Origin of the sequence: uncultured Shewanella sp., from assembly GCF_947495455.1 — a bacterium.
GTDB lineage: Bacteria > Pseudomonadota > Gammaproteobacteria > Enterobacterales > Shewanellaceae > Shewanella.
The window spans coordinates 1-22674 of record NZ_CANLZC010000040.1 but is presented as its reverse complement, the minus strand read 5'-3'; the positions used below and the strand labels follow the sequence as shown (position 1 = coordinate 22674).

The following is a 22674-nucleotide window of genomic DNA, read 5'->3' as shown; positions in this document are numbered from 1 at the left end:
AAGTACTAACCCTTTAGCATTAAATTCAAACAAAAGAATTAGAGAGCTTAAAAATGCTAAAAATGATGCATGTGATACCCGTGAGATTTCAAGATGCTTGTTTTCAGAGTGCGTAAAAGTGCCTAACTCAAGACGCACTCTTTTAAAAAGACAAAAATGCTTATTGCCTTTTCTTTAAACTAACTTAGTTGATCATCATTGAACGCAATATTGCCTGCATCTAAATCACTCCATATGACAACATCACCTTCTTCACTAGAGAAAACAAAACCTTGAAGCTGATCGATATCCACACCTTCAGACTCATATCGCTCTTTTAAATCTTGATCTAACGCTTGACTGGGTAACATAGACTCAGACTGACTCCAATGATCACCAGACACATTTAAATGACCACTTCCGACGACCAGAAAATTACTTTCTGTCGTGACTTCTCCTTCATTTTGTAAATGTGTATTTGTCCCTTCTTGATAAATTTTATCCAATGACAACATAAGTTGAACGTCATCAACATCATCATCAACAATAAAGGCTTCCACATTTTGAATGGCCCCTCCTCTCATATCAATCACCTTATCATCAAGATCAGAGACTTGGACAACATCAAATCCACTCCCGCCATCATAACGAAAAGTTGAGCTATCCATTTCTCCCATTGCATTTTCACCAAAATCACTGCGATCAAACATGAGGATATCATCACCATCACCACCGAAAAGAGTATCAACCCCAGAACCACCAACTAAAAGGTCATCACCCGCTCCGCCGTAAAGTTCATCGTTACCACTTCCCCCATCTAATACATCAGCCCCCTCACCTGCAAATAACGAGTCATTACCTGATTGACCTTGCAAGTTATCACGGCCTTCATTCCCAAATAACTGATCGCTTCCTCCTCCTCCTAGTAGCTTATCATCACCTTCACCGCCATAAAGTTCATCGCTCCCTCCATCCCCTGATAATTGATCATGACCCGCTTCCCCAAATAATTGATCATTACCACTTCCTCCTTTTAGAGTATCTTGTCCTTCTCCTCCAAATAATAAGTCACTTCCCCCCCCTGCATTTAACCTATCATCACCTAAGCCACCTTCTAAAAAATCACTGCCTCTACCTGATGTGAGACTATCATCACCAAGGCCGCCAGATAATTGGTTATCGCCATCGCCTGCATTAAGAACATCGTCGCCTTCATCACCCGATAGCACATCATTGCCAGCCCCTGCAACTAAACTATCATTACCATCGCCGCCGGATAACTGATTATCCCCATCGCCTGCATCGAGTACATCATCGCCTTCATCACCAAAAAGCACATCATTGCCAGCACCTGCCACTAAGCTATCATTTCCATCGCCGCCCGATAACTGATTATCGCCATCGCCTGCATTAAGGACATCGTCGCCTTCATCACCCGATAGCGCATCATTGCCCAAACCTGCCACTAAGCTATCATCACCCGCGCCGCCTGATAACTGATTATTACCGCCACCTGCATCGAGTACATCGTCACCATCATCCCCCGAGAGCACATCATTGCCAGCCCCAGCCATTAAAGTATCATGGCCACTCCCGCCAGATAACTGGTTATCGCCATCACCTGCATTAAGGACATCATCGCCTTCATCACCAAAAAGCGCATCATTGCCAGCACCTGCCATTAAAGTATCATGACCACTCCCGCCGGATAATTGATTATCGCCATCGCCTGCATTAAGGACATCATCGCCTTCATCACCAAAAAGCACATCATTGCCAGCCCCAGCCACTAAGCTATCATCACCGCTACCCCCTGATAATTGGTTATCGCCATCGCCTGCATCAAGTACATCATCGCCTTCATCACCGAAAAGCACATCATTGCCAGCCCCTGCCACTAAGCTATCATCACCCGCGCCACCGAATAATTGGTTATCACCAATTAAAGCTTCTAAGCGATCTTCTCCTTCCCCTCCCTCCAAGGTATCATCACCCACTCCTGCATAAAGCGTATCGTCTCCAGCCCCCCCTTTTAAAAGGTTGTCACCACTTTGTGCATGTAATTCATCATTACCTTCTCCGCCATCTAAGGTATCATTACCGTCACCTGCAAATAATTTATCACTACCTTGCCCGCCTGATAGTTCATCCTGGCCCTCACCACCAAAGATCACATCATCACCCGCTTCACCTTTCACGCGATCATCACCCGTGCCAGCATCAACAATATCGGCCCCCTCACCCGCTAGCACTTCATCATGGCCGCTACCACTGTATAACAAATCATCACCTTCATTGCCTTGCAGCTTATCATCTCCCTCACCGCCATATAGCTCATCTTGCCCCATTCCTCCCACTAGCGTGTCATTCCCTGACTCTCCAAAGAGTCGATCATCCCCTTCTCCACCCGAAACGGTATCAGCCCCTTCGCCACCAAAGAGGCTATCTTTCCCTTCATTTCCCGCTATAACATCATCTCCACCAGCGCCAAAGGCGGTATCATCACCTTCTCCACCACTAATGGTATCTTTACCCAATCCCCCATCAAGAAAGTCATCTCCAACTTGTCCAAAAAGGTGATCATTGCCTTCACCGCCATACACTATATCGGCATCCTCTCCGGCATAAACTGTGTCTGATCCAATACCACCATAAATCTCATCACTGCCTTGCCCTGTGGAGATAGTGTTATCGCCAGCCTCACCAAAGACACGATCGTCACCGCTACCAGACACGATTTCATCATCACCACTGCCCGCAAAAATAATATCTTGACCACTGCCAGCAGAAATCACATCGTCACCGCGGCCTCCAGACACTAAGTTATCTCCTTCTGCTGCGGTAATAGTGTCATTTCCTCCATCACCATAAAGCACATCATTCGCACTTCCACCGATTAACGTATCGTGTCCTTCTCCACCAGACAGTAGCCCTAATTCGTCCTCTGCCCGTAAGGTGTCATTTCCACCTTCACCATATAATTCGTCATAACCTTCACCCCCTATTAATTCATCATTCCCCTCTCCACCATAGAGTAAATCATTCCCTTGACCTCCTAATAAAATATCGTCACCCGCTCCTGCATAAAGACTATCGTCACCTTCTTCACCAAACAAACTATCATTACCGCCATCACCAGATAGAAGATCGTCATCCTTCCCACCATAGAGTAAATCAGCACCACTTCCGCCAATTAACCTATCCGCTCCTTCTTCTCCTTCCAGTACATCATTGCCACTGCCACCGTCGAGTAAATCATCCCCTATACCAGAGACTAAGTGGTCTTCATTATCTCCCCCATAAAGACTGTCGTTACCTTCCCCGCCCAACAGTACATCATCACCACCGCCGCCAAACAATTGATCATTCCCCATCTCTCCTTTAACAATATCATTCCCACCTCCCGCAAAGGCCACATCATCTCCCAAGCCCGTTTCGACAATATCATCTCCCGCTCCCGCATCTATGGTATCGCTGCCGCCGGCAGCAAAAATCTCATCATTGCCCCCCCCACCTAATAGCACGTCATCTCCCTCTTGGGCCATTAGTACATCATCACCGCTGCCACCATCGAGTAGGTTATTCCCACTGCCAGAATATAATTCATCATTCCCTTCTCCGGCTCTGATCTCATCGTCACCCAGTCCACCTGTTAACGTATCGTCTCCTGCCCCTCCAAATAAAATATCTTGCCCCACTCCCCCCGATATCACATCATCACCATCATCACCAAAAAGGGTATCATCACCACTTCCCCCCTCGACAATGTCGTCTTGTGCGCCTGCATAAATCAAATCATCTCCACTGCCCCCATCGATATTGTCTTGCCCACCTTCGGCATAAACCACATCATCTCCCATGCCAGCAGTAATCATATCTCTCTCATTGCCAGCATAAACAGTATCATCGCCTGAGCCCGCATCAATGATGTTGTCCCCAGCTCCGGAATAAATATGATCGTCTCCCTCACCCGCCATTAAATGATCATCGCCTGAGCCCGCATAAAGTGCATCATCACCTGAGCCCGCATCAATGGTGTTGTCACCTTCTCCACCATAAAGTTGATCGCGTCCTTCCCCTCCAAATACAGTATCATCACCCGCTTCGGCATAAACTAAATCATCACCTGAGCCTGCAATAATATGATCCTTATCTTTACCCCCAAAGACAGTATCTTGCCCATCACCTGCATCTAATAAATTACTGCCAGAGAGGCCGTATAACACATCATCTCCCTCACCTCCCAAAAGCACATCATCCCCACTGCCAGCATGAAGCTCATCATTTCCTAAGCCTCCTTCTAAGTGATCGTTCCCTTCTTCCCCAAATAAGGTATCATTTCCCTCTTCGCCTAAAAGAAGATCATCCCCTTCACCGGCTAAAAGGGTATCTGAACCACTGCCACCGGATAAATGATCCATCCCAGTGCCAGCCACCAGTACATCTTCACCTTCTCCTCCCATTAATACATCGTCACCTTCATCCCCTTGTAAAAAGTCATCTCCTGTGCCACCTTCAAGTAAATCATCTCCTTGGCCGCCATATAACTGATCATGACCCGCATCTCCTGATAACTTATCATCTCCATCATCTCCTATGAGTTGATCGTTACCTTCCCCGCCAAATAAGGTATCATCACCAAGCTCACCCATGATGACATCATCGCCTGCTCCTCCTTGCAGGAGATCGGCATCATCTCCTCCCATAAGTACATCTGCTCCTACTCCCCCACTGAGAACATCGTCACCTTGCCCTCCCATTAATAAGTCGTCACCTTCGTTACCATAAAGGTGATCATTATTAATTCCCCCTTCTAATTGATCATCCCCCAAGCCACCACTGAGAGTATCTTCCCCTTGCTGCCCCATAATAACGTCGTCACCTTCTCCCCCTTCTATGACATCGTCATACATGTTATGAGTCACCAACTCAACACGATCAATATCAATAACAAGATCCGGCTCAGAAGTTTGTAACTGAATTTGAATATCTTCATTTAGATTGATTTGCTCGGGAGAGAGTTCAAAATCAAGCTGCATTACGCCATCGCCTTGATCATTGAGCAAAGCCGTTGCCACAATGACCATTTGCCCCGTTAAATCTTCTCCCATAATATTCACTGACAAGGCATTATTACTCGTCAGTGCAGGACTCCCCTCTGGTAAGTGAAGGTTAAGTGAAAAGTGTCCTCCATCGTTATTCACAAATTGATCAACAGCAATATTTTGAGTCGCAACCTCGTTAGCCGAAACTTGACTTAAACCGTTTTCGATTGCTAAATCACTGTCATAGACACTTTGTTCTACTCCCCATGCAGTTGTCTCTTTTGTTTCTACAACAGGTGTTACAGGGGTACTGGGATCGGCCAACATTTGATCGCCTAGAATGAAATCTTTGCCTTCTTGGCCGGATATACTATCGTTGCCTTTACCACCAATAAGATAATCATCACCGGCTTTACCATCGATCACATCATTACCACTACCACCATCGATATCATCATCAATATGAGTGCCAATCAACACATCATCTTTATCTGTTTTTTCCATGGTAAGCTCCTTTTAACCTAAATGATGACTCAACTACATGACTGAATATTTGTGTCTTCAGTGAGGCTAACTTTCTCTAAAGGCTGAATTAAATGAATGAGTAAAAGGTGAAACAAGATAATCAAGTAAAGTTCTAGGGGCGAGCACTATATAGACATCGGCAGACATTCCGGGATAAAGCTTAATGGCTTTGTTCTGCAAACCCCTTCCACTTAACTTCACTTTGACTAAATAACCATCCGTGTCTTTCATATTAGTGGCAAAGAAACGATCGGCAGATACATGAATAATTTCTCCCTCAATGGGCGCAACATGTCTACCATCATAAGCGGTTAATCTCACTTGAGCGGGTAACCCAGCATAAACCACATCAATATCTTCTGGTTTGACGTAAGCTTCGACAATAATCGCATCAGAATCTGGTACCAATTCCATCACCACTTGCCCAGGAGAAACCACCTCTCCAATGGCATGCACTTCCATGGCAACAACAGTACCACTATGTTCTGCATGTATATTAATGTCTTGCCTTGTTTCAGTATGTGCAGTTAACAACTGCGCCGCTTCATCTCTAAGCTGTCTCTGCTTTTGAATATGATCTGCAAGCCTTTGTTGAGATTTAGCAAAGTGGCTATTATAACCTTGCTCTAATTCACCTAATTGGGCTTGAGTGACAGCTTGCTTGGACTCAAGCTGGATCAAAGTGGCTTCGATGCTAGCTTGGGTTCGCTGAATGGATAAATGGCGAGATTTTGAAACATAACCATCGGCAAGCAGGACTTCATTCATATGCACTTCTTCTCTCACCAAGGCCAACTGTTGCTGAATCGACTTTATTTCAAGAGCAATACCATCAAGGGAATGCTTAATTTGTCTTTTTTTAAAATCAAATTGCTGCTTAACATGCTCATCATCAGATTGCTGCCTCTCAAACATGAGCAATTGCATCGCCATCAACTGCACTATCTCGATTCTTTGTTCATGTTCAAGCAGTAAAGGAGAAAAGTTAAGCTCACGCTCCCCTTTTAATAAGGCGGTAGCTCTGTCTATCTGAGCCTGTGCATTGAGCACTTTTAATAACACGCGCTGAAAATCAGCTTCGACTTGATGATCGGCCAAGGCGATTAAGGCTTGACCTTTTATCACTTTTTGCCCTTCCTTCACCAGAATCTGTTTAACTTGTCCACCATGGAGATGCTGAATTTTCTTTCTCTGACTTTCAACCACTAGAGTCCCTGAAGCGACGGCGGCCGCATCGACTTTGACCATTGAAGCCCACAACACAAAACCACCAATAGCAAAAATAATAATGCCGATCCCAAATTGGATGAGCCTCTTGGTATTAAAGACCATATTGCTATCCATAGCACACTCCTTACTGCTTCAATGCTTTAGGCTTATCCACTGCTTCGACGCTTTGATTCGTTTGCTGACTGATCTCTTGAATATCTGAAATAAATTTTTCTTTGGGGCCCGCTTTCTCTATGCGGCCATCACGTAAACACACCACCCAATCCATTTGCCTTAAGAATCCGGCACGGTGACTTATCATGATGACTGTGATGTTATTTTCTTTACAGTTCAGTAGTACAATAGCCAATGCCACTTCACCCTCAGGATCTAAATTGGAATTAGGTTCATCTAAAATAAGAACTTTAGGCTTAGAAAAAAGCGCTCTTGCCAATGCTAAACGCTGTTTTTGACCACCACTGATTTGCACACCATTTTCCCCCAGTAAGGTCTCATATCCTTCGGGTAGTGCAATAATCAATTCATGAATACAAGCCTGCTTTGCCGCATTAATAATGTCATCAGGCTTTGCATCAGAAAATCGGCAAATATTTTGTGCCACTGTGCCTGCAAGGATTTCAACATCTTGAGAGACAAACCCAATATAATGCCCTAATTCTTGAGCATTCCATTGACTGATACAGGCGCCATCTAATTTAACTTTACCCGCCGTTGGCTGAATGATCCCCATTAATAACTTCACTAATGTCGATTTACCCGAACCACTTGGACCAATAATGGCCAAAGATAAACCTGCTTGCAGTTTAAAACTGATATTCTGTAATATCGGTGCTTGTTGAATAGAGGTGCGGTATATCACTTTATCGAGATGAAACTCCCCTTTCGGGGCGGGCAATGTCGTTTTGGCCACTTCAGGTTCTCTTGCTATAGAAACTAATAAACTTTGATAAGCATTCCAAGCAGACTCCCAATTTTTCCAACTACCAACCGCTTGTTCGATAGGGGCCAGCGCTCTGCCTAAAATAATAGACGCTGCAATGATTTCACCTGCACCCAGTTGTTGCGATAACACCAACCCGACTCCAATACCAATAACAGCCACTTGAAGTAACGTTCTCACTAATCGAGTTAGCACTAGCATCATGCTAACTTTATCCGCCACCAACCATTGCAGAAAAAGTAAATGTTTATGACTTTTTCCCCAGTGCTTAGCCACATTAGATGCCATTCCCATAGCTTGTAATGAACTAGAATGTCTTAAAATATCATTAATTTGCATACCACTAGCAATAACGGCTTGTGATGCCTCATTATCGGTCAATAGTGCAGCTTTCTTTACACCATAAGCGAGCAAGGATAAGGCTATGGCGCCCACTGTAGCCGTAATACCTAAAAGAGGGTGAAGCATATATAACACTAAAATAAACACCACAACCCAAGGTAAATCAAAAATAGCACTTGTCGAAGGCGTCAATAACACGCTTTTGACTTCGCGAACATCCAGTAAGCTTTGCTTATTAATTCCTCCTCCTTTTGCAGAATCTTTAATCGCTTGACTCACCAAAGGTAAACTCAAACTCATTTCAAGTTTCAAGCCACTTTGCTGCATCAATTTATTACGAAAAAAATCCAAGCAAGTTTGTGTCACTAAAAGAAAAATGACTAAGTAGGTAAGATTTAATAAAGTATCGATACTTGAACTGGCTAATACTCTGCCAAAGAGTTGTAAACTATAAAGTGGCAAAGCCAACATTAGAAGATTAATAAAAAAACTAAAAATGGCGACATACTTAAGTTCATATTTCAATCGTAAAATAATGCTTTTCCATGTCTCTTGCATCTTATTGCACTCCATTGCAATACCTTACTTCGCACCATTAATACTGATTATAGTCGATATTCAACTATCGCACTTATTAGCTAGTACAAAAGATGTAATCCATCAAAAATCATTGATGACATTAACTAACCTGAACTCAGGATAATGAGTGTCAACAATATTATGGAATTCTTTTAATATCAACAAATTAAATTAAATTGGGTTATCCTCTATTTTCGAAATTGGCTTAATACTGCAATTTTTGTCGATATCAAGGCGAGATTTCGTATCTAATAGCAGGCTATTAGTAGAAAGCACAACACAGATAGGGGCAAAAATAGCGCTATTAAGCGGCGCTGCTTATCCCGAGTTCAGGTTAACTCACATGCTCAACAAATGGAGTCAACTAAACCCTTTACTCTATCGTAAGTTCCAAGCGTAAATCTGCAAACAAAAACCACAACAAAATGAATGAGCATGCCAGCAGTGCCAATGCCTTCTAATACCATATTCACCCCGTTTTTGTGTATATTCACCCCAGCATTAGAGCATAATGATCTACTGGTTTTAATCATTCAATAATGAAATCACTACCTTTCCCTTAGCTCGCCCTGAATTTAAATAAGACAAAGCGCTTTTACTGTCTTTAAAAGCATAATGTTTATCAATAACAGGTTGAATAACATTATCTTGGTATAATGCTTTAAGTTCTTTGAGCTGTTCACCATTTGCCTGCATCAATACCATGCGATATAACGCGGACTTCTTTTTCGCGGCTTTCATAATCATCCGTGACTTAAAACCAAGCAAGGTTCGAATAACCCAATTAAGCCCAAGCATTTTCGTTGTTTGAGGATCTAACTCTCCAGCAATAGACACCACACGTCCTCCTAACTTTATCACCTTAAATGCATCCAAAGTGTATTGACCACCAAGCGTATCGTAAACAAGGTCAATACCTGTCAGCAGATCCAAATAATCCGTTTTTTTATAATCAATAACACGATCTGCTCCCAAGGCTTTCACCCAAGGCACATTAGCCGTACTCGTCGTCGTGATCACATAGGCCCCCACTGATTTCGCTAATTGAATCGCCATCGAACCAATGCCACCAGAGCCTGCATGAATAAGTACTTTCTCACCTTGCTTCAACATACCAATTTGAAGCATTGCTTGATAAGAGGTCAATCCCACTAAAGGAATACTCGCAGCCTCTTGATAAGACAAATTTTGCGGTTTTTTAGCCACATGGGCAGCATCAATGAGCATAAATTCGGCAAGCGTGCCCACATGCTCCTCACTCACACGTGCAAAAATGTCATCGCCTATTTGATATTCTGTTACCTTAATCCCTACCCCGATCACTTCTCCACTCACATCCCGTCCAATACCTGCAGGGAACTCAATCTTTTTTAGCGCTTTAAAATCACCTCGTAATATTTTACTATCAATAGGGTTAATACTCGCCGCATGCACTTTCACCAAAATTTCGTTATCCGCAGGCTGCGGGATCGCCATTTCCTGAAATGCTAGACTGGTTTCAATATCACCGTATTGGGTCATTCTTAATGCTTTCATTATTATTCCACTTATTTTGACAATTGACTTGTTAAAGCCAATGCTACTTATTCATGGCCATTGGAAACAGTCCCAAAGCAGTAGAAAGCTTTTGTCTTTTAAGCAATAATAAAGCGGTTTTTGACCCATAACAGCATCTTTTAGAGCCAATAATGGATAAAATTAGAGCATTACGTTATTTTAAACGCGTTGCAGAACTTGATAGTTTTACAGCAGTTGCACAAGAGTTCCACGTTCCCGCATCTTCCATTTCTCGCCGTATTCGCGATCTTGAGGCCTCACTTGGCGTCACACTCTTACAAAGAAGTACTCGCCAAGTTGAAGTTACCGAGCTGGGCAAGTTATATTACACTCTGATAAGCAAAGGGATGGCACAATTGGATCAAGCAGATGAACTGATCAGCCAACAACATGATGCACCCAGTGGGTTGATCAGAATCAGTTGTATGCCTTCATATGGAGAGCAAAAATTGCCCCCTCTTCTGGAGCAATTTTCACAACGATACCCGAATATTATTTTCGACTTACATTATAGTGATGACATTATCAGTTTAGGCAAAGACCCTATAGATATTGCCATTCGAGGGGGCTATGCGCCAGATGAACATGTGATAGCAAAACGATTATCAAGTAATCAATTTATCTTGGTTGCAACCCCACAATACATCGAAAGGCTAGGTCAACCACTCCCATTAACAGCAGCAAGTATACAAACGGCATCTACCCTACAATATAGAGGACCAAATGGTCTCATCGACTGGCACTATTTAAATAATAAACATTCCGATAAGCCCCAATGGGAAACGTTAACCCTATCCCCCTCTTTAATCAGTAACAACGCCAAAGCCTTGGCAACGGCCTTATTAAACCATCGCGGCCTCGCTTTAATTCCAAATTGGAGCCTCTATGATCACCTGAAAACAAAAACATTAATAGAAGTCCCCACCGAAAGTCCCCTCACAGTCGCTCCCAATCGTGACATAGGTATTTTTTTACTTTATGAACGTAACAAATATCAAATTCCCAAAATACAACTCTGTGTCGATTTCTTGGTAAAACAATTAACGGACATTTAAACATATATCATAAACTTATCATTATCACCTAAACTGGGCGACGAATGGAGTCGACTAAATCCTTTATGCTATCGGGTGTTTTAGGTGTTAATTTGCACACAATAAAGGCCACAATAAAATTAATAAGCATTCCTAAGGTACCAATGCCTTCAGGTGAAATACCAAACCACCAATTTTCAGGCACATTCATACCTGGCGCCGCGATAAATTTAAAATAAATAATATATGAGGCCGTAAAACCTATTCCACAAAGCATACCACTTACCGCCCCTTCACGGTTCATGGCCTTATAAAAAATACCCATAATAATCGCAGGAAAAAATGATGATGCGGCAAGCCCAAAAGCAAATGCCACCACCGACGCCACATAATCCGGTGGATGAACACCTAAATATCCTGCCACACCAATCGCGATACCAGCCGCCACACGCGCAAATAATAATTCTTGTTTTTCAGTAATATTGGGCATGAGGTTGCGCTTACATAAATCATGGGAAATCGCCGATGAAATCACCAGTAACAGGCCCGCCGATGTGGACAGCGCCGCTGCAATCCCTCCAGCCGCCACCAGCGCAATCACCCAATTAGGCAGATTGGCGATCTCAGGGTTAGCTAATACCATGATATCACGATCGATGATCATCTCGTTGCGAGCATCACCTGAATAATACATGCGCCCATCACTATTGTTATCCTGCCATTGAATTAATCCGGTTTTCTCCCAGTTTTTTATCCAATCTGGCGCATTGTCATGCAAGACCCCTTGATTATTCTCACCGTTAATAGTGCTAATCATATTCACACGTGCAAAAGCCGCAATTGATGGCGCTGTGGTATAGAGTAACGCAATAAAGAACAATGCCCAACCTGCTGATTTTCTGGCATCCTTAACTTGAGGAACAGTAAAAAAACGCACGATAACATGAGGTAAACCCGCCGTTCCGACCATCAATGCACAGGTGATAAATAACACATCGAGTTTACTCTTATCACCCTGAGTATAAGCGGAAAAACCCAGTTCATGGGATAAGGCATCGAGTTTATGCAATAAATACATCTCTGAACCATCATGCATTGTCGCCCCAAAACCAAACTGAGGAATAACATGACCTGTCATCATGACTGAGATAAAAATAGCAGGGACTAAATACGCGAAAATTAATACACAATATTGGGCGACTTGGGTATAAGTGATCCCTTTCATTCCCCCTAATACGGCATAAAAGAAGACCACTGCCATGCCAATCAAGACACCAATCACAATATTCACTTCTAAAAAACGTGAAAACACCACCCCCACACCACGCATTTGCCCTGCAACATAAGTAAAAGAAATAAAAATGGTGCAGATCACGGCAACCGTTCGAGCCGCTTGAGAATAATAACGATCGCCAATAAAATCAGGCACGGTAAACTTGCCAAATTTACGCAGATAAGGCGCAAGACACAGTGCTAACAGCACATAGCCGCCAGTCCAGCCCATTAAAAATACACCGCCATCGTATCCCATAAATGAAATGAGACCCGCCATGGAAATAAAAGATGCCGCCGACATCCAATCTGCCGCCGTAGCCATACCATTGGCTATAGGATGTACACCACCGCCAGCAATATAAAATTCTTTCGTTGAACCTGCTCGGCTCCATAGGGCTATGACAATATACAAAACGAAACTGGCGCCAATCATCATAAAAGTGAGCATTTGCACATCCATTATTGTGCATCTCCATGATTTGATGAATCACTTTCATTTTCTTGTACTTCATAGCGCTTATCAAGCCGATTCATTTGCCGAACATAGATAAAGATAAGCACGACAAACACATAAATACTGCCTTGATGGGCAAACCAAAATCCCAGTTTAAAACCAAAAAAAGTCACTTGATTGAGAATATCCACCCACAAGATGCCACAACCAAAAGACACAAAAGCCCAAATAGACAGTAAACTCAACACCAAGCGAACATTCGCCTGCCAATATTGTTTTGATTGAGAAGCTGCCATACTCATCACTCACCGCCGGAACATGCACGCACATCAAGCATCATGGCACGGATCATGGCAAAAATACTCAGTCGATAATTTATAGCACTAAACATGAATAGGCTTTTCCTATTATTGAGGCTTTATTCCTAATAAAAAAACAGTACCAATAAATACTTAAAAGCAACATCCCCCATTTAGACTAAAACATAAGCCGCACCGCAATCGCTTTTGTTGTCGACTAACTTTTGTTGTCAGCTAAAAAGTCATCACCTCGTGGTAGAGAAAAATAATAACAATAACGACATTAAAGTGATCCTTATTTCAAATTCAACCGTATTGGAGTATAAACACATCAAAGAGTTGGTCTAAAATGCAGGTAGGCATACAGAAATACGAACAGGATAAGGAGTATCATATTCCACTTCATGCTTCCCAGACTGTGGAGCTAAGTCGTTGCCTTCGTGCGGTCGCAGACAACAAAGATAAGCACGCTTTCACTCTGCTTTTTCAGTTTTTTGCACCAAAAATAAAACAATTTGGCATTAGCAAGCTCAACAGTGATGCCATGGCCAATGAGCTCATTCAAGAAACCATGACGAATGTTTGGAAAAAAGCCCACTTATACCAACAAAGCAAAGGGGCTGCCACCACTTGGGTATTTACCATCATGCGCAACACCAGCTTTGACATGCTGCGCAAAATGAAAACGCAATCTGAGCACATTTTTTCAAATAATATTTGGCCATTAGAAGATATAGGTGAATCAACAACGCAGCATCACAACTTTAGCGATCACTTACAAGACAAACAATTACTCAATTGCATTGATACCCTCCCCCCAGCTCAACAAGAGGTGGTCAAAGGCATTTATTATGACGAACTCTCGCAAGAGCAACTGGCGAAGCGACTGAATGTGCCGCTAGGAACCGTAAAATCTCGCCTCAGGCTTGCACTTTCCAAACTCAAGCAGCAATTGGGAGAACAACATCATGATTAATTACCATCCCTCAGACGCAATACTCACCCGTTTCGTCGAAGCCGATTTAAGCATTAGTCTATCAATCATAGTGTCTAGTCATATTGAAATGTGCACTGCTTGCCAGCAAAAAGTGGCCAAGCTCACTGAAGAAGCCGCCTCGCTGCACTTTCAATTAGCTGATAACGATATTCACGGAACTGACACTGTCCATGTGCCAATGAGTGAACCTGACACCGATCTCATCAATAAAATCATCAACAGCCCACAAGAAGACACATTTTCGCTACCTAAAACCATTACAGAAATTGAAGTCGAAGGTCAACGCCTCCCTTTGCCAATGGCGTTACAGTCTATTGCACTTAACGAATGGCAAGGCATAGGAAAAATATCTCGATCTCGACTCAATGTCGATGATGATGAACGCAGAATGAGCTTATTGAGTATAGCCAAAACAGGCAGTGTACCTCGGCACACTCACAAAGGATTTGAAATCACCTTATTATTACAAGGTAGCTTTGAAGATGAGATGGGCACCTATCAAGCTGGAGACTTTATCTGGTTAAATGATGAACATACTCATCAGCCCGTTTCAAAAAGTGGCTGTGTTTGCCTCACCGTTTCCAGTGACGCGCTTAAATTTACTCAAGGCATATCACAAATATTAAATCCTCTTGGTAAATTAATTTACTAATAAGGAGCGGAGTACCCTAATGAGTAACATAATCAACAAAGTGAAGATAGGTATTAGCGCCTGTGTCATGGGGCAAAATGTTCGATTTGACGGAGGACATAAACGCTCTGTGTTTTGCACTGAACAACTGAGTCAGTATGTACAATTCAAACCCATTTGTCCTGAAGTTGCAGTGGGCCTTTCCACTCCGAGAAAAACCATTCGGCAAATAGAAAAAGACGGGCAAATCCTTCTTTCACGCCCCGATGGCAGCCAGAATGTCACTATGGCCATCACCCAATATGGTAAAGACATGGCCAACACTTGCTCGGATCTGGCAGGATTTATTTTTTGTGCAAAAAGCCCAACTTGTGGCATGGAAAGAGTAAAGGTCTATCATCATCACGGTAAAGGCTCAAGTGCAGTGGGTATAGGGCTATTTGCTCGTCAAATCATGGACGCCAACCCCGCCTTACCAGTGGAAGAAAATGGCCGCCTTAACGATCCACTATTACGTGAAAACTTCATTACTCGCATTTTCACCTATCAAAAGTGGCTAACACTTAAAGCCAGCGGCTTAAGCAAGCGCAAACTGATCAAGTTTCACAGCCAAGTCAAATATTTAGTTATGAGTCATCATTCTGAAAGCTACCGTAAACTTGGGCAATTAATAGGAACCCAATCCACTCTATCCATTGATGCGTTAGGCGATGAGTACATCCATTTGCTCATGGACGCATTGCGTCACTTAGCCTCAAAAAAATCTCACACTAATACGCTACAGCATTTACAAGGTTACTTTAAAAAACACTTAAATAAAGACAAACGAGCAGAGCTGACTCAAGTCATTGCCTCTTATCGTAAAGGTTTGACGCCACTATTAGTGCCATTAACATTGATCAAGCATTATTTACGTGAGTTCCCTAATGAATATTTAAGCCAGCAAGCTTACCTTAATCCACATCCAGAACCCCTTAAATTGAGGTATGGCTATTGAATTCCTTACTTTGGTTACGTCGTGATCTTCGCGTTCACGACAACCCCGCTTTAGTGCAAGCCATACGATCAGGGGCGACCACCGCCTTGTATATTTCAACCCCCCTTCAGTGGCAACAACATCATATGGCTCCTATTCAAGCCGATTTTATTGCAAGACATTTAAACATGCTCAAGCAACAACTGGCTTCATTTGGGATCACACTCATTCACTTATCAGCCCAATGTTATAACACACAAAATAAAGCCTTAAGGCTTTATTGTCAGCAACATACTATCACACAAGTTTTTGCCAATCGTGAGCATGAAACCAACGAAATGAGGCGCGATAATGCCTTACAAGACGCTTCATTTGAGCTGACCTTGTTTGAATCAGATATTCTGGTAACGCGAGGAAAAATACTCAATAAACAAGGACAAATGTTCAAAGTCTTTACACCCTTTAAAAAAGCATGGTTAACCTATGTACAAACAAACGGCATCGAATGTGTTGACACGCCTAACCAACATACGAGTGTTCATCCTGCAGAGTCAGGCACACAGACTTCCATGCAAGCCGTACCTGCTCAGGCTTTTCAATTTGATTATCCCAGAAAAAGCTCCAAGGCTTGGCCTCTGAGTCATCAAATGATGACCCAAGTACTGCCACTATTTTTACAAAAAAAGGTACAAGACTACACAGCAGATCGTGATTTTCCCGCCATTAAAGGCACATCAGGACTTTCCCCCTATTTTGCAATAGGGGCCATTAGCCCTCGCTTAGTGGCCACTCAACTCATTCAAGCCCAGCCTCAAGTCCTCTTTGATACTGAACACCCGCATTTTTCTTGGCTTAATGAACTTATATGGCGTGATTTTTACAAGCACTTGCTGTTTCACTTTCCAACATTGATCCAAGGAGAATGTTTTCAACGTCAATATCAGCACTTACCTTGGCTCAATTCAATGGATCATTTCAATGCATGGTGCCAAGGAAAAACAGGCTATCCGATTGTCGATGCCGCCATGCGTCAATTATTGAAAACCGGTTGGATGCATAATCGCCTAAGAATGATCGTGGCCAGCTTTTTAACTAAACACCTGTTGATTGATTGGCATTGGGGCGAGCAATTTTTTATGTCTCACTTGATTGACGGCGACTTCAGTGCCAACAATGGAGGTTGGCAGTGGGCCGCAAGTACAGGCTGTGATGCACAGCCCTATTTTAGAATTTTCAATCCCATACTTCAAAGTCAAAAATTTGATCCTAACGGGGATTTTATTCGTCGATATTTACCCGAATTGCATGCTGTGCCCAATAAAGCGATCCATTTTCCCCACAACTACCTGAAACAATATTCTAAAACAGCTCATTACTGGCCAGCACTTGTGGAACATAAGCAGGCAAGATTAAGAGCACTTGATTTTTTTAAAAAAGGATCGCAAATGCGTTAACACAGTTAATTGAAAGTCAAGAGAATAATGATAGTTCCACTCAGGAGATAATAATGGCAGATCCACTATGGTTAAAGGCATTTGTTGAGCTATACAATCGGCTCGGCACAGATAACTTAGGGTTAATCAAACAGGTTTACCACAGCGATGTTCACTTTACCGATCCAATGCACACGGTCAAAGGAGTCGATAATTTACTCCACTATTTCGAACGAATGTACCAGAACATTATCAGTTGTCAGTTTCAAATAGAGCATACTTTTTATCAAAAGCATGAAGCAGCCATCTATTGGAGTATGATCTTTTGCCATAAAAAATTAAACGGCAAACGTCCCATCACAATCCAAGGCCACTCACACTTAAAAGCTCAAGATGAACAAGTGATCTTTCATCGTGATTATTTGGATTTAGGTGCCATGATTTATGAACACATTCCCGTTTTAGGCCATGTTATTACTCACATCAAACACAGAGCGAGTCAATCATGAGAATTCTCATTACAGGTGCAACCTCAGGCATTGGCTATCAGCTAACACGGGAATATGCCAAGCAAGGCGATACAGTCATTGCTTGTGGTCGCAATCCACAAAAATTAGAACAACTCACAGCGTTAAGTTCCAACATCAACACGCTTTGTTTTAATTTGACCGATTATCAAGATTACCCTCAGCTCGATGCCCCTATTGACTTACTTATTTTTAATGCCGGAAATTGTGAATATATCGATGATTGCATTGACTTTGATGCACAAAAATTTGAAAGGATCATACATATTAACCTTATTGCTATTGCCTATGGGCTCCAAAACTGGCTTAAACATATCAAAAAAGGAGGCAGAGTCGTGTTTATTAGTTCAAGTGCAGCTTTGTTACCTCTGCCTAGAGCTGAAGCTTATGGCGCGTCAAAAGCAGCATTAAGTTACTTGAGTCAAACCTTATCGATTTCATTGCACCAGCACCAAATCAACACCACCCTTATCCATCCAGGATTTGTGGACACACCACTGACCAAGCGCAATCAATTTGCTATGCCAATGTTAATGGACAGCCAACAAGCCGCTATCAAAATTATTCGCGGCATTGCTAAAGGAAAATCCATCATTAATTTTCCCATTGTATTTGTCTGCGTCATGAAGTTATTGCGATATTTACCTCTGTCAATTTGGCAAAAGATCGCCACAAGGATGATAAAAGAATGAAAAAAATTGCCATTATTGGCTCTGGAATATCCGGCCTCACTTGCGCCTATTTACTGAATAAGCAGTATGATGTCACTGTGTTTGAAAAAAATAATTATGTGGGTGGACACACGGCAACAGTTGATATTACTCATCAAGATCAAACCTTAGCTATCGATACTGGGTTTATTGTTTTTAATGACCGCACTTATCCCAATTTTAATCAGTTGCTGAAGCGACTCAACATATCACGCCAAGCAACCGAAATGAGCTTTAGTGTTCATAATAGCCATTCAGGTTTTGAGTATAATGGACATAATATCAACTCCTTGTTCGCTCAAAGGCGCAATCTTTTTCGACCGCAGTTTTGGCGGTTTTTACGGGAAATAATCAGGTTTAACCGTGATTGCAAACGCACTTACTCACAACACAATATCGACCCCACTCTCACTTTAGGCCAATACCTTAAACAACAAGGATTCTCGACATTTTTCAGTGAGCACTACATTCTCCCTATGGGAGCCGCTATTTGGTCCACTAGCTTAGAAACGATGCAAGCCTTTGAACTTAAATTTTTTATTCAATTTTTCTATCATCATGGTTTACTCAATGTCCTCGATAGACCTCAATGGTATGTGATCCCAGACGGCTCTCACTCCTATGTCAAAGCCATTCAAGCACAATTAAAAAGGCCTATTTTACTCAACTGTCAAATTAACCATATCAGTCGCCAACCCCAAGGTGTCACGATTGAAATGCACAATGGTGACAAACATCGTTTTGATGAGGTGATTTTTGCCTGCCATTCTGATCAAGCGTTGGCCTTACTCGCCGATCCAACACCAAGTGAAACCGACATATTAACTGCAATCCCTTATAGTCGTAATGATGTCGTACTCCATACCGATACAGATTTACTGCCACAAAAATCACGGGCGTGGGCCAGCTGGAATTACAAACTGGATAATGATAAAACCTGCCCGGCTTGTGTAACATACAATATGAATATTCTTCAAGGACTCCATAGTAAGACCACCTTTTGTGTCACCTTAAATCAAAATGAGTACATAGATCCCACTAAAATACTGCGATCTTTTGTTTACCACCATCCAATCCTCAACAGTCACAGTGTCAAAGCACAACAAAAACGCCCAGTCATTAATGGTCAAAAACATACCTATTATGTCGGCGCTTATTGGTATAACGGTTTTCATGAGGATGGTGTCAAAAGTGCCTTAGATGTCACTCAAGCCTTAGGTGTCCCTTTATGACAATACACAGCGGCATTTATAAGGGGCACGTCCGCCATCGTCGATTTGGTGCCATCCCCCATCAATTTAATTATGCCATTTATATGATGGGGCTGGATCTTGATGAACTCATCACTGTCTCTCAAGTCAGCCCTATTTTTGGTCTGCAATGGTTCAATCCCATCCGTTTTCATGAAAAAGATTATATCAAAAGTGAACCAGGGAACTTAAAACAACGTATTAGCTATAAAGTGCGCGCGCTTGGCGGCCATTGGTCAAGCCAAAATCGAGCCATGATGTTAGTTCAGTGTCGTTGCTTAGGCCTCTATTTTAGTCCGATCAATTGCTACTTTTGCTACGACGATAATCAAGTCTGTCAATATATGCTAGCAGAAGTCAGTAACACACCTTGGCGAGAGCGGCATTATTATTTAATTAACATGAGTGAAGAAATGAAAATCAAGAAGAATTTCCATGTCTCACCTTTTATGGACATTAACATGATGTATCACTGGCGTCTCACCCCACCTGGTAAGCATGCCATGGTGCACATCGAAAATCATCAAGAGCAAAAAGTCTTTGACGCAACCCTGTCTCTTAAAAAACACACCATCAGTCGCACTGAGTTTTGGCGCATACTCATGACTGTTCCATCGATGACGTTGAAAATTGTTATCGGCATTTACTGGCAAGCACTGAAACTATTCATTAAGCGTGTCCCGTTTATCGAGCACCCAAAGCGTAAAACTTAACAGTCAAACTATAACCTTAGAGGTAGACATGGAACAAACAATAAAGCAAAAGCCTTCACTAAAATGGATATACGACGCCTTGATAAAAAAAATGCGACCTGATCAGCAATATAGGCAACTGATTTTTCACATCTTAAAACAACTCACAGCAGTGAGTTTAGAGATAGAAGAAAACGAAAATACCTATTATTTTGGCAATCAAAGTGCCGCCTTATCAGGCAAAATCAAGGTTCATGATGTGAGCTTTTATCAAGATTTAATTTTTAAAGGCAGCATAGGCGCTGCACAGGCATACATTGCAGGTAAGTGGAGCAGCCCTAATCTAACCCATGTCATTCAAATTATGGCTAAAAGCCAACAACAATTAGATGCCATTGAGCGTAAAACCCAATGGTTAGTCACCCTTAAAAACCAATGGTTGAGGCTTAAAAATAAAAATTCAAATCAAGGTGCAAAACGCAATATTTTAGCCCATTACGACTTGGGCAATGATTTATATGAAAGCTTTCTCGACAGCTCAATGCTCTACTCTTGTGCAATATATCCAAAACACAATGCCACATTGCACCAAGCGCAACAGCATAAAATGCACACTATTTGTCAACAATTAGGCCTAAATGAACAAGATCATGTCATTGAAATCGGCACAGGTTGGGGCGGGCTTGCCATTTACATGGCACAGCATTATGGTTGCAAAGTCACCACAACCACCATTTCTGAAGCGCAACATGATTTGGCAAAAAAAACCATTGATGCACTTGGGCTTACCAACCAGATCACCCTACTCAAGCAAGACTATCGACAATTAAGCGGCCAATTCGATAAATTAGTATCAATAGAGATGATTGAAGCCGTTGGGCATGAATATCTAGCGACATTTTTCAAAACTTGCTCTGCCCTATTAAAGCCTAACGGCAAAATGTTACTGCAATCCATTACCATTGCCGATCAACGCTACGAGCAATATCGTAAAGGCGTCGATTTTATTCAAAAATACATCTTTCCAGGAGGATGCCTGCCTTCTATTTCTGAAATCGCCAAACACTTTTCTAACCATACCGATATGGTGATCCATGAAATCAATGATATCGGATTGCATTACGCCCGCACGCTTAATGATTGGAGAGTCGCGTTTTTGGCAAACTGGTCAGGACTCGATCCACAAAAGTACGATGAAGAATTTAAACGCCTATGGCTTTTTTACTTCAGTTATTGCGAAGGGGCCTTTCGTGAAAGAGTGATCAGCACCCATCAAATTCTAGCGAGAAAACCTGACTACAAAGGCTTAAAAGATGAAGCGCTTTTGGATTATTAATCTCATTCTATTTCAAGCCAGTTGGGCAGCCGCCGCGTGGTATCCCCAACAGGCGGCACTCATCATAGCAAGCTTATTGGTAGTACACTTTTTATGTTCTCCAAGTCCAAGATTTGACAGTAAAATATTACTTTTATCCCTCATTGGGATTTCCGCAGACGCACTTTTACTCTTTTTAGGCGCCTTTTACAGCCCAATGGCTTTTTTTCCCTTATGGCTGCTACTGCTCTGGTTTATGTTTGTCATCAGTTTAAATCACTGTTTACACTGGCTAATCAATCAACCTATTGGCTTACTCGCCTGTTTTGGTGCATTGGGCGGAACCTTAAGCTATTGGGCAGGCATTCAAGCGGGCGCTTTACAAACACATTGGCCAATCACTTGGCTCATTGGCAGTCTGATGTTGACTTGGTCAATATTATTGCCCTTATTAATTTATGGTTATCGATATCTTCAAATGATCTTCAGGGATCTATCGAGGTGATGTATGTACAAATGGCTTTTACTTTTTATGCTCTCGATCCCTGCCTTCGCAGCTCCTCTTCAACACTTAACTAAGTTGGGACAGGGAGAAATGGATTATTTATTTTGGACAGTGTATGAAGCCGAATTATACGCCCATAATGGCCATATTTCGCCAACATACCAAAATACCGCCCTTAAACTGACTTATGCCAAATCCATATCGAAACAAACCTTACTTGAAGCCACACAAGATCAGTGGGAATACTTAGGCTATCGCTCACAAGATATCGAGCGTTGGCTAGCCAAGCTCTATCCCATATGGCTTAGGTGTCCCCTTATATAAAGCAGCCACATCAAGGGTTTTGAGGTAAAATACTCCAAACAACCATAATAAGCTC

General features: G+C 42.3%; 18 protein-coding genes. 12 read left to right on the top strand and 6 right to left on the bottom strand.

What is annotated here, in order from left to right; all coding sequences use genetic code 11:
• Positions 1–179 precede the first annotated feature (179 nt).
• From Q0791_RS12005 to Q0791_RS11990, 4 genes are all read right to left on the bottom strand, one after another.
• On the bottom strand, positions 180–5528 hold the full coding sequence (locus Q0791_RS12005; protein WP_299006513.1) for a hypothetical protein: 5349 nt from the start codon (positions 5526–5528) through the stop codon (positions 180–182).
• Between the two features lie 66 nt (positions 5529–5594).
• The gene (locus Q0791_RS12000; RefSeq protein ID WP_299006510.1) at positions 5595–6893 is read right to left on the bottom strand and encodes an HlyD family type I secretion periplasmic adaptor subunit; all 1299 of its coding nucleotides are present in this window, start codon (positions 6891–6893) and stop codon (positions 5595–5597) included.
• 10 nt (positions 6894–6903) lie between these two features.
• Entirely contained in the window at positions 6904–8634 is a 1731-nt protein-coding gene (locus Q0791_RS11995; protein WP_299006507.1) for a type I secretion system permease/ATPase, read from the bottom strand.
• Between the two features lie 531 nt (positions 8635–9165).
• On the bottom strand, positions 9166–10176 hold the full coding sequence (locus Q0791_RS11990; protein WP_299006505.1) for an NADP-dependent oxidoreductase: 1011 nt from the start codon (positions 10174–10176) through the stop codon (positions 9166–9168).
• Between the two features lie 152 nt (positions 10177–10328).
• Between Q0791_RS11990 and Q0791_RS11985 the strand changes: the two genes are divergently transcribed.
• A complete protein-coding gene (locus Q0791_RS11985; protein WP_299006503.1) occupies positions 10329–11252 on the top strand; it encodes a LysR family transcriptional regulator in 924 nt (307 codons plus the stop codon).
• Positions 11253–11280: 28 nt separating this feature from the next.
• Here Q0791_RS11985 and Q0791_RS11980 read toward each other — a convergent pair whose 3' ends face one another.
• Both Q0791_RS11980 and Q0791_RS11975 read right to left on the bottom strand, forming a co-directional pair.
• Entirely contained in the window at positions 11281–12966 is a 1686-nt protein-coding gene (locus tag Q0791_RS11980) for a sodium:solute symporter family protein (RefSeq protein ID WP_299006500.1), read from the bottom strand.
• Positions 12966–13262 carry a DUF4212 domain-containing protein gene (locus tag Q0791_RS11975; RefSeq protein WP_299006498.1) on the bottom strand — a complete coding sequence of 99 codons (297 nt, stop codon included), beginning with the start codon at positions 13260–13262 and terminating at the stop codon, positions 12966–12968. The genes Q0791_RS11980 and Q0791_RS11975 overlap by 1 nt, the downstream gene beginning before the upstream one ends.
• 346 nt (positions 13263–13608) lie before the next feature.
• Here Q0791_RS11975 and Q0791_RS11970 point away from each other — a divergent pair, with 346 nt between their 5' ends.
• From Q0791_RS11970 to Q0791_RS11920, 11 genes are read left to right on the top strand one after another with little or no spacing between them, the layout of a single operon-like run.
• A complete protein-coding gene (locus tag Q0791_RS11970; RefSeq protein ID WP_299006495.1) occupies positions 13609–14235 on the top strand; it encodes a sigma-70 family RNA polymerase sigma factor in 627 nt (208 codons plus the stop codon).
• Positions 14228–14908 (top strand): ChrR family anti-sigma-E factor, encoded by a 681-nt coding sequence (locus tag Q0791_RS11965; protein ID WP_299006493.1) that lies wholly within the window; start codon positions 14228–14230, stop codon positions 14906–14908. The genes Q0791_RS11970 and Q0791_RS11965 overlap by 8 nt, the downstream gene beginning before the upstream one ends.
• A 19-nt stretch (positions 14909–14927) precedes the next feature.
• Entirely contained in the window at positions 14928–15884 is a 957-nt protein-coding gene (locus tag Q0791_RS11960) for a DUF523 and DUF1722 domain-containing protein (protein WP_299006490.1), read from the top strand.
• Positions 15881–17317, top strand: a complete 1437-nt coding sequence (gene phrB, locus Q0791_RS11955; RefSeq protein ID WP_299006488.1) for a deoxyribodipyrimidine photo-lyase — start codon at positions 15881–15883, stop codon at positions 17315–17317. Before Q0791_RS11960 ends, phrB begins: the two co-directional genes overlap by 4 nt.
• A 53-nt stretch (positions 17318–17370) precedes the next feature.
• Positions 17371–17805, top strand: a complete 435-nt coding sequence (locus tag Q0791_RS11950; protein ID WP_299006485.1) for a nuclear transport factor 2 family protein — start codon at positions 17371–17373, stop codon at positions 17803–17805.
• On the top strand, positions 17802–18515 hold the full coding sequence (locus tag Q0791_RS11945) for an SDR family NAD(P)-dependent oxidoreductase (protein ID WP_299006483.1): 714 nt from the start codon (positions 17802–17804) through the stop codon (positions 18513–18515). Before Q0791_RS11950 ends, Q0791_RS11945 begins: the two co-directional genes overlap by 4 nt.
• Positions 18512–19765 carry an FAD-dependent oxidoreductase gene (locus tag Q0791_RS11940; protein ID WP_299006481.1) on the top strand — a complete coding sequence of 418 codons (1254 nt, stop codon included), beginning with the start codon at positions 18512–18514 and terminating at the stop codon, positions 19763–19765. The genes Q0791_RS11945 and Q0791_RS11940 overlap by 4 nt, the downstream gene beginning before the upstream one ends.
• The gene (locus Q0791_RS11935; RefSeq protein WP_299006479.1) at positions 19762–20496 is read left to right on the top strand and encodes a DUF1365 domain-containing protein; all 735 of its coding nucleotides are present in this window, start codon (positions 19762–19764) and stop codon (positions 20494–20496) included. The genes Q0791_RS11940 and Q0791_RS11935 overlap by 4 nt, the downstream gene beginning before the upstream one ends.
• 28 nt (positions 20497–20524) lie before the next feature.
• Positions 20525–21811, top strand: a complete 1287-nt coding sequence (locus Q0791_RS11930; protein WP_299006476.1) for a cyclopropane-fatty-acyl-phospholipid synthase family protein — start codon at positions 20525–20527, stop codon at positions 21809–21811.
• Entirely contained in the window at positions 21789–22295 is a 507-nt protein-coding gene (locus Q0791_RS11925) for a DUF2878 domain-containing protein (protein WP_299006474.1), read from the top strand. Before Q0791_RS11930 ends, Q0791_RS11925 begins: the two co-directional genes overlap by 23 nt.
• A gap of 3 nt (positions 22296–22298) precedes the next feature.
• Complete coding sequence (locus tag Q0791_RS11920) at positions 22299–22619, top strand: hypothetical protein (protein ID WP_299006472.1); 321 nt, start codon at positions 22299–22301, stop codon at positions 22617–22619.
• Positions 22620–22674: the final 55 nt, after the last annotated feature.

Coding starts and splice junctions, on each gene's coding strand:
- Q0791_RS11960 (WP_299006490.1), top strand. CDS start 14,928: ATGAGTAACATAATCAACAAAGTGAAGATAGGTATTAGCGCCTGTGTC.
- Q0791_RS11925 (WP_299006474.1), top strand. CDS start 21,789: ATGAAGCGCTTTTGGATTATTAATCTCATTCTATTTCAAGCCAGTTGG.
- Q0791_RS11970 (WP_299006495.1), top strand. CDS start 13,609: ATGCAGGTAGGCATACAGAAATACGAACAGGATAAGGAGTATCATATT.
- Q0791_RS11945 (WP_299006483.1), top strand. CDS start 17,802: ATGAGAATTCTCATTACAGGTGCAACCTCAGGCATTGGCTATCAGCTA.
- Q0791_RS11985 (WP_299006503.1), top strand. CDS start 10,329: ATGGATAAAATTAGAGCATTACGTTATTTTAAACGCGTTGCAGAACTT.
- Q0791_RS11930 (WP_299006476.1), top strand. CDS start 20,525: ATGGAACAAACAATAAAGCAAAAGCCTTCACTAAAATGGATATACGAC.
- Q0791_RS11995 (WP_299006507.1), bottom strand. CDS start 8,634: ATGGAGTGCAATAAGATGCAAGAGACATGGAAAAGCATTATTTTACGA.
- Q0791_RS11965 (WP_299006493.1), top strand. CDS start 14,228: ATGATTAATTACCATCCCTCAGACGCAATACTCACCCGTTTCGTCGAA.
- Q0791_RS11980 (WP_299006500.1), bottom strand. CDS start 12,966: ATGGATGTGCAAATGCTCACTTTTATGATGATTGGCGCCAGTTTCGTT.
- Q0791_RS11935 (WP_299006479.1), top strand. CDS start 19,762: ATGACAATACACAGCGGCATTTATAAGGGGCACGTCCGCCATCGTCGA.
- Q0791_RS12005 (WP_299006513.1), bottom strand. CDS start 5,528: ATGGAAAAAACAGATAAAGATGATGTGTTGATTGGCACTCATATTGAT.
- Q0791_RS11950 (WP_299006485.1), top strand. CDS start 17,371: ATGGCAGATCCACTATGGTTAAAGGCATTTGTTGAGCTATACAATCGG.
- Q0791_RS11990 (WP_299006505.1), bottom strand. CDS start 10,176: ATGAAAGCATTAAGAATGACCCAATACGGTGATATTGAAACCAGTCTA.
- Q0791_RS11940 (WP_299006481.1), top strand. CDS start 18,512: ATGAAAAAAATTGCCATTATTGGCTCTGGAATATCCGGCCTCACTTGC.
- Q0791_RS11975 (WP_299006498.1), bottom strand. CDS start 13,262: ATGAGTATGGCAGCTTCTCAATCAAAACAATATTGGCAGGCGAATGTT.
- Q0791_RS11920 (WP_299006472.1), top strand. CDS start 22,299: ATGTACAAATGGCTTTTACTTTTTATGCTCTCGATCCCTGCCTTCGCA.
- Q0791_RS12000 (WP_299006510.1), bottom strand. CDS start 6,893: ATGGATAGCAATATGGTCTTTAATACCAAGAGGCTCATCCAATTTGGG.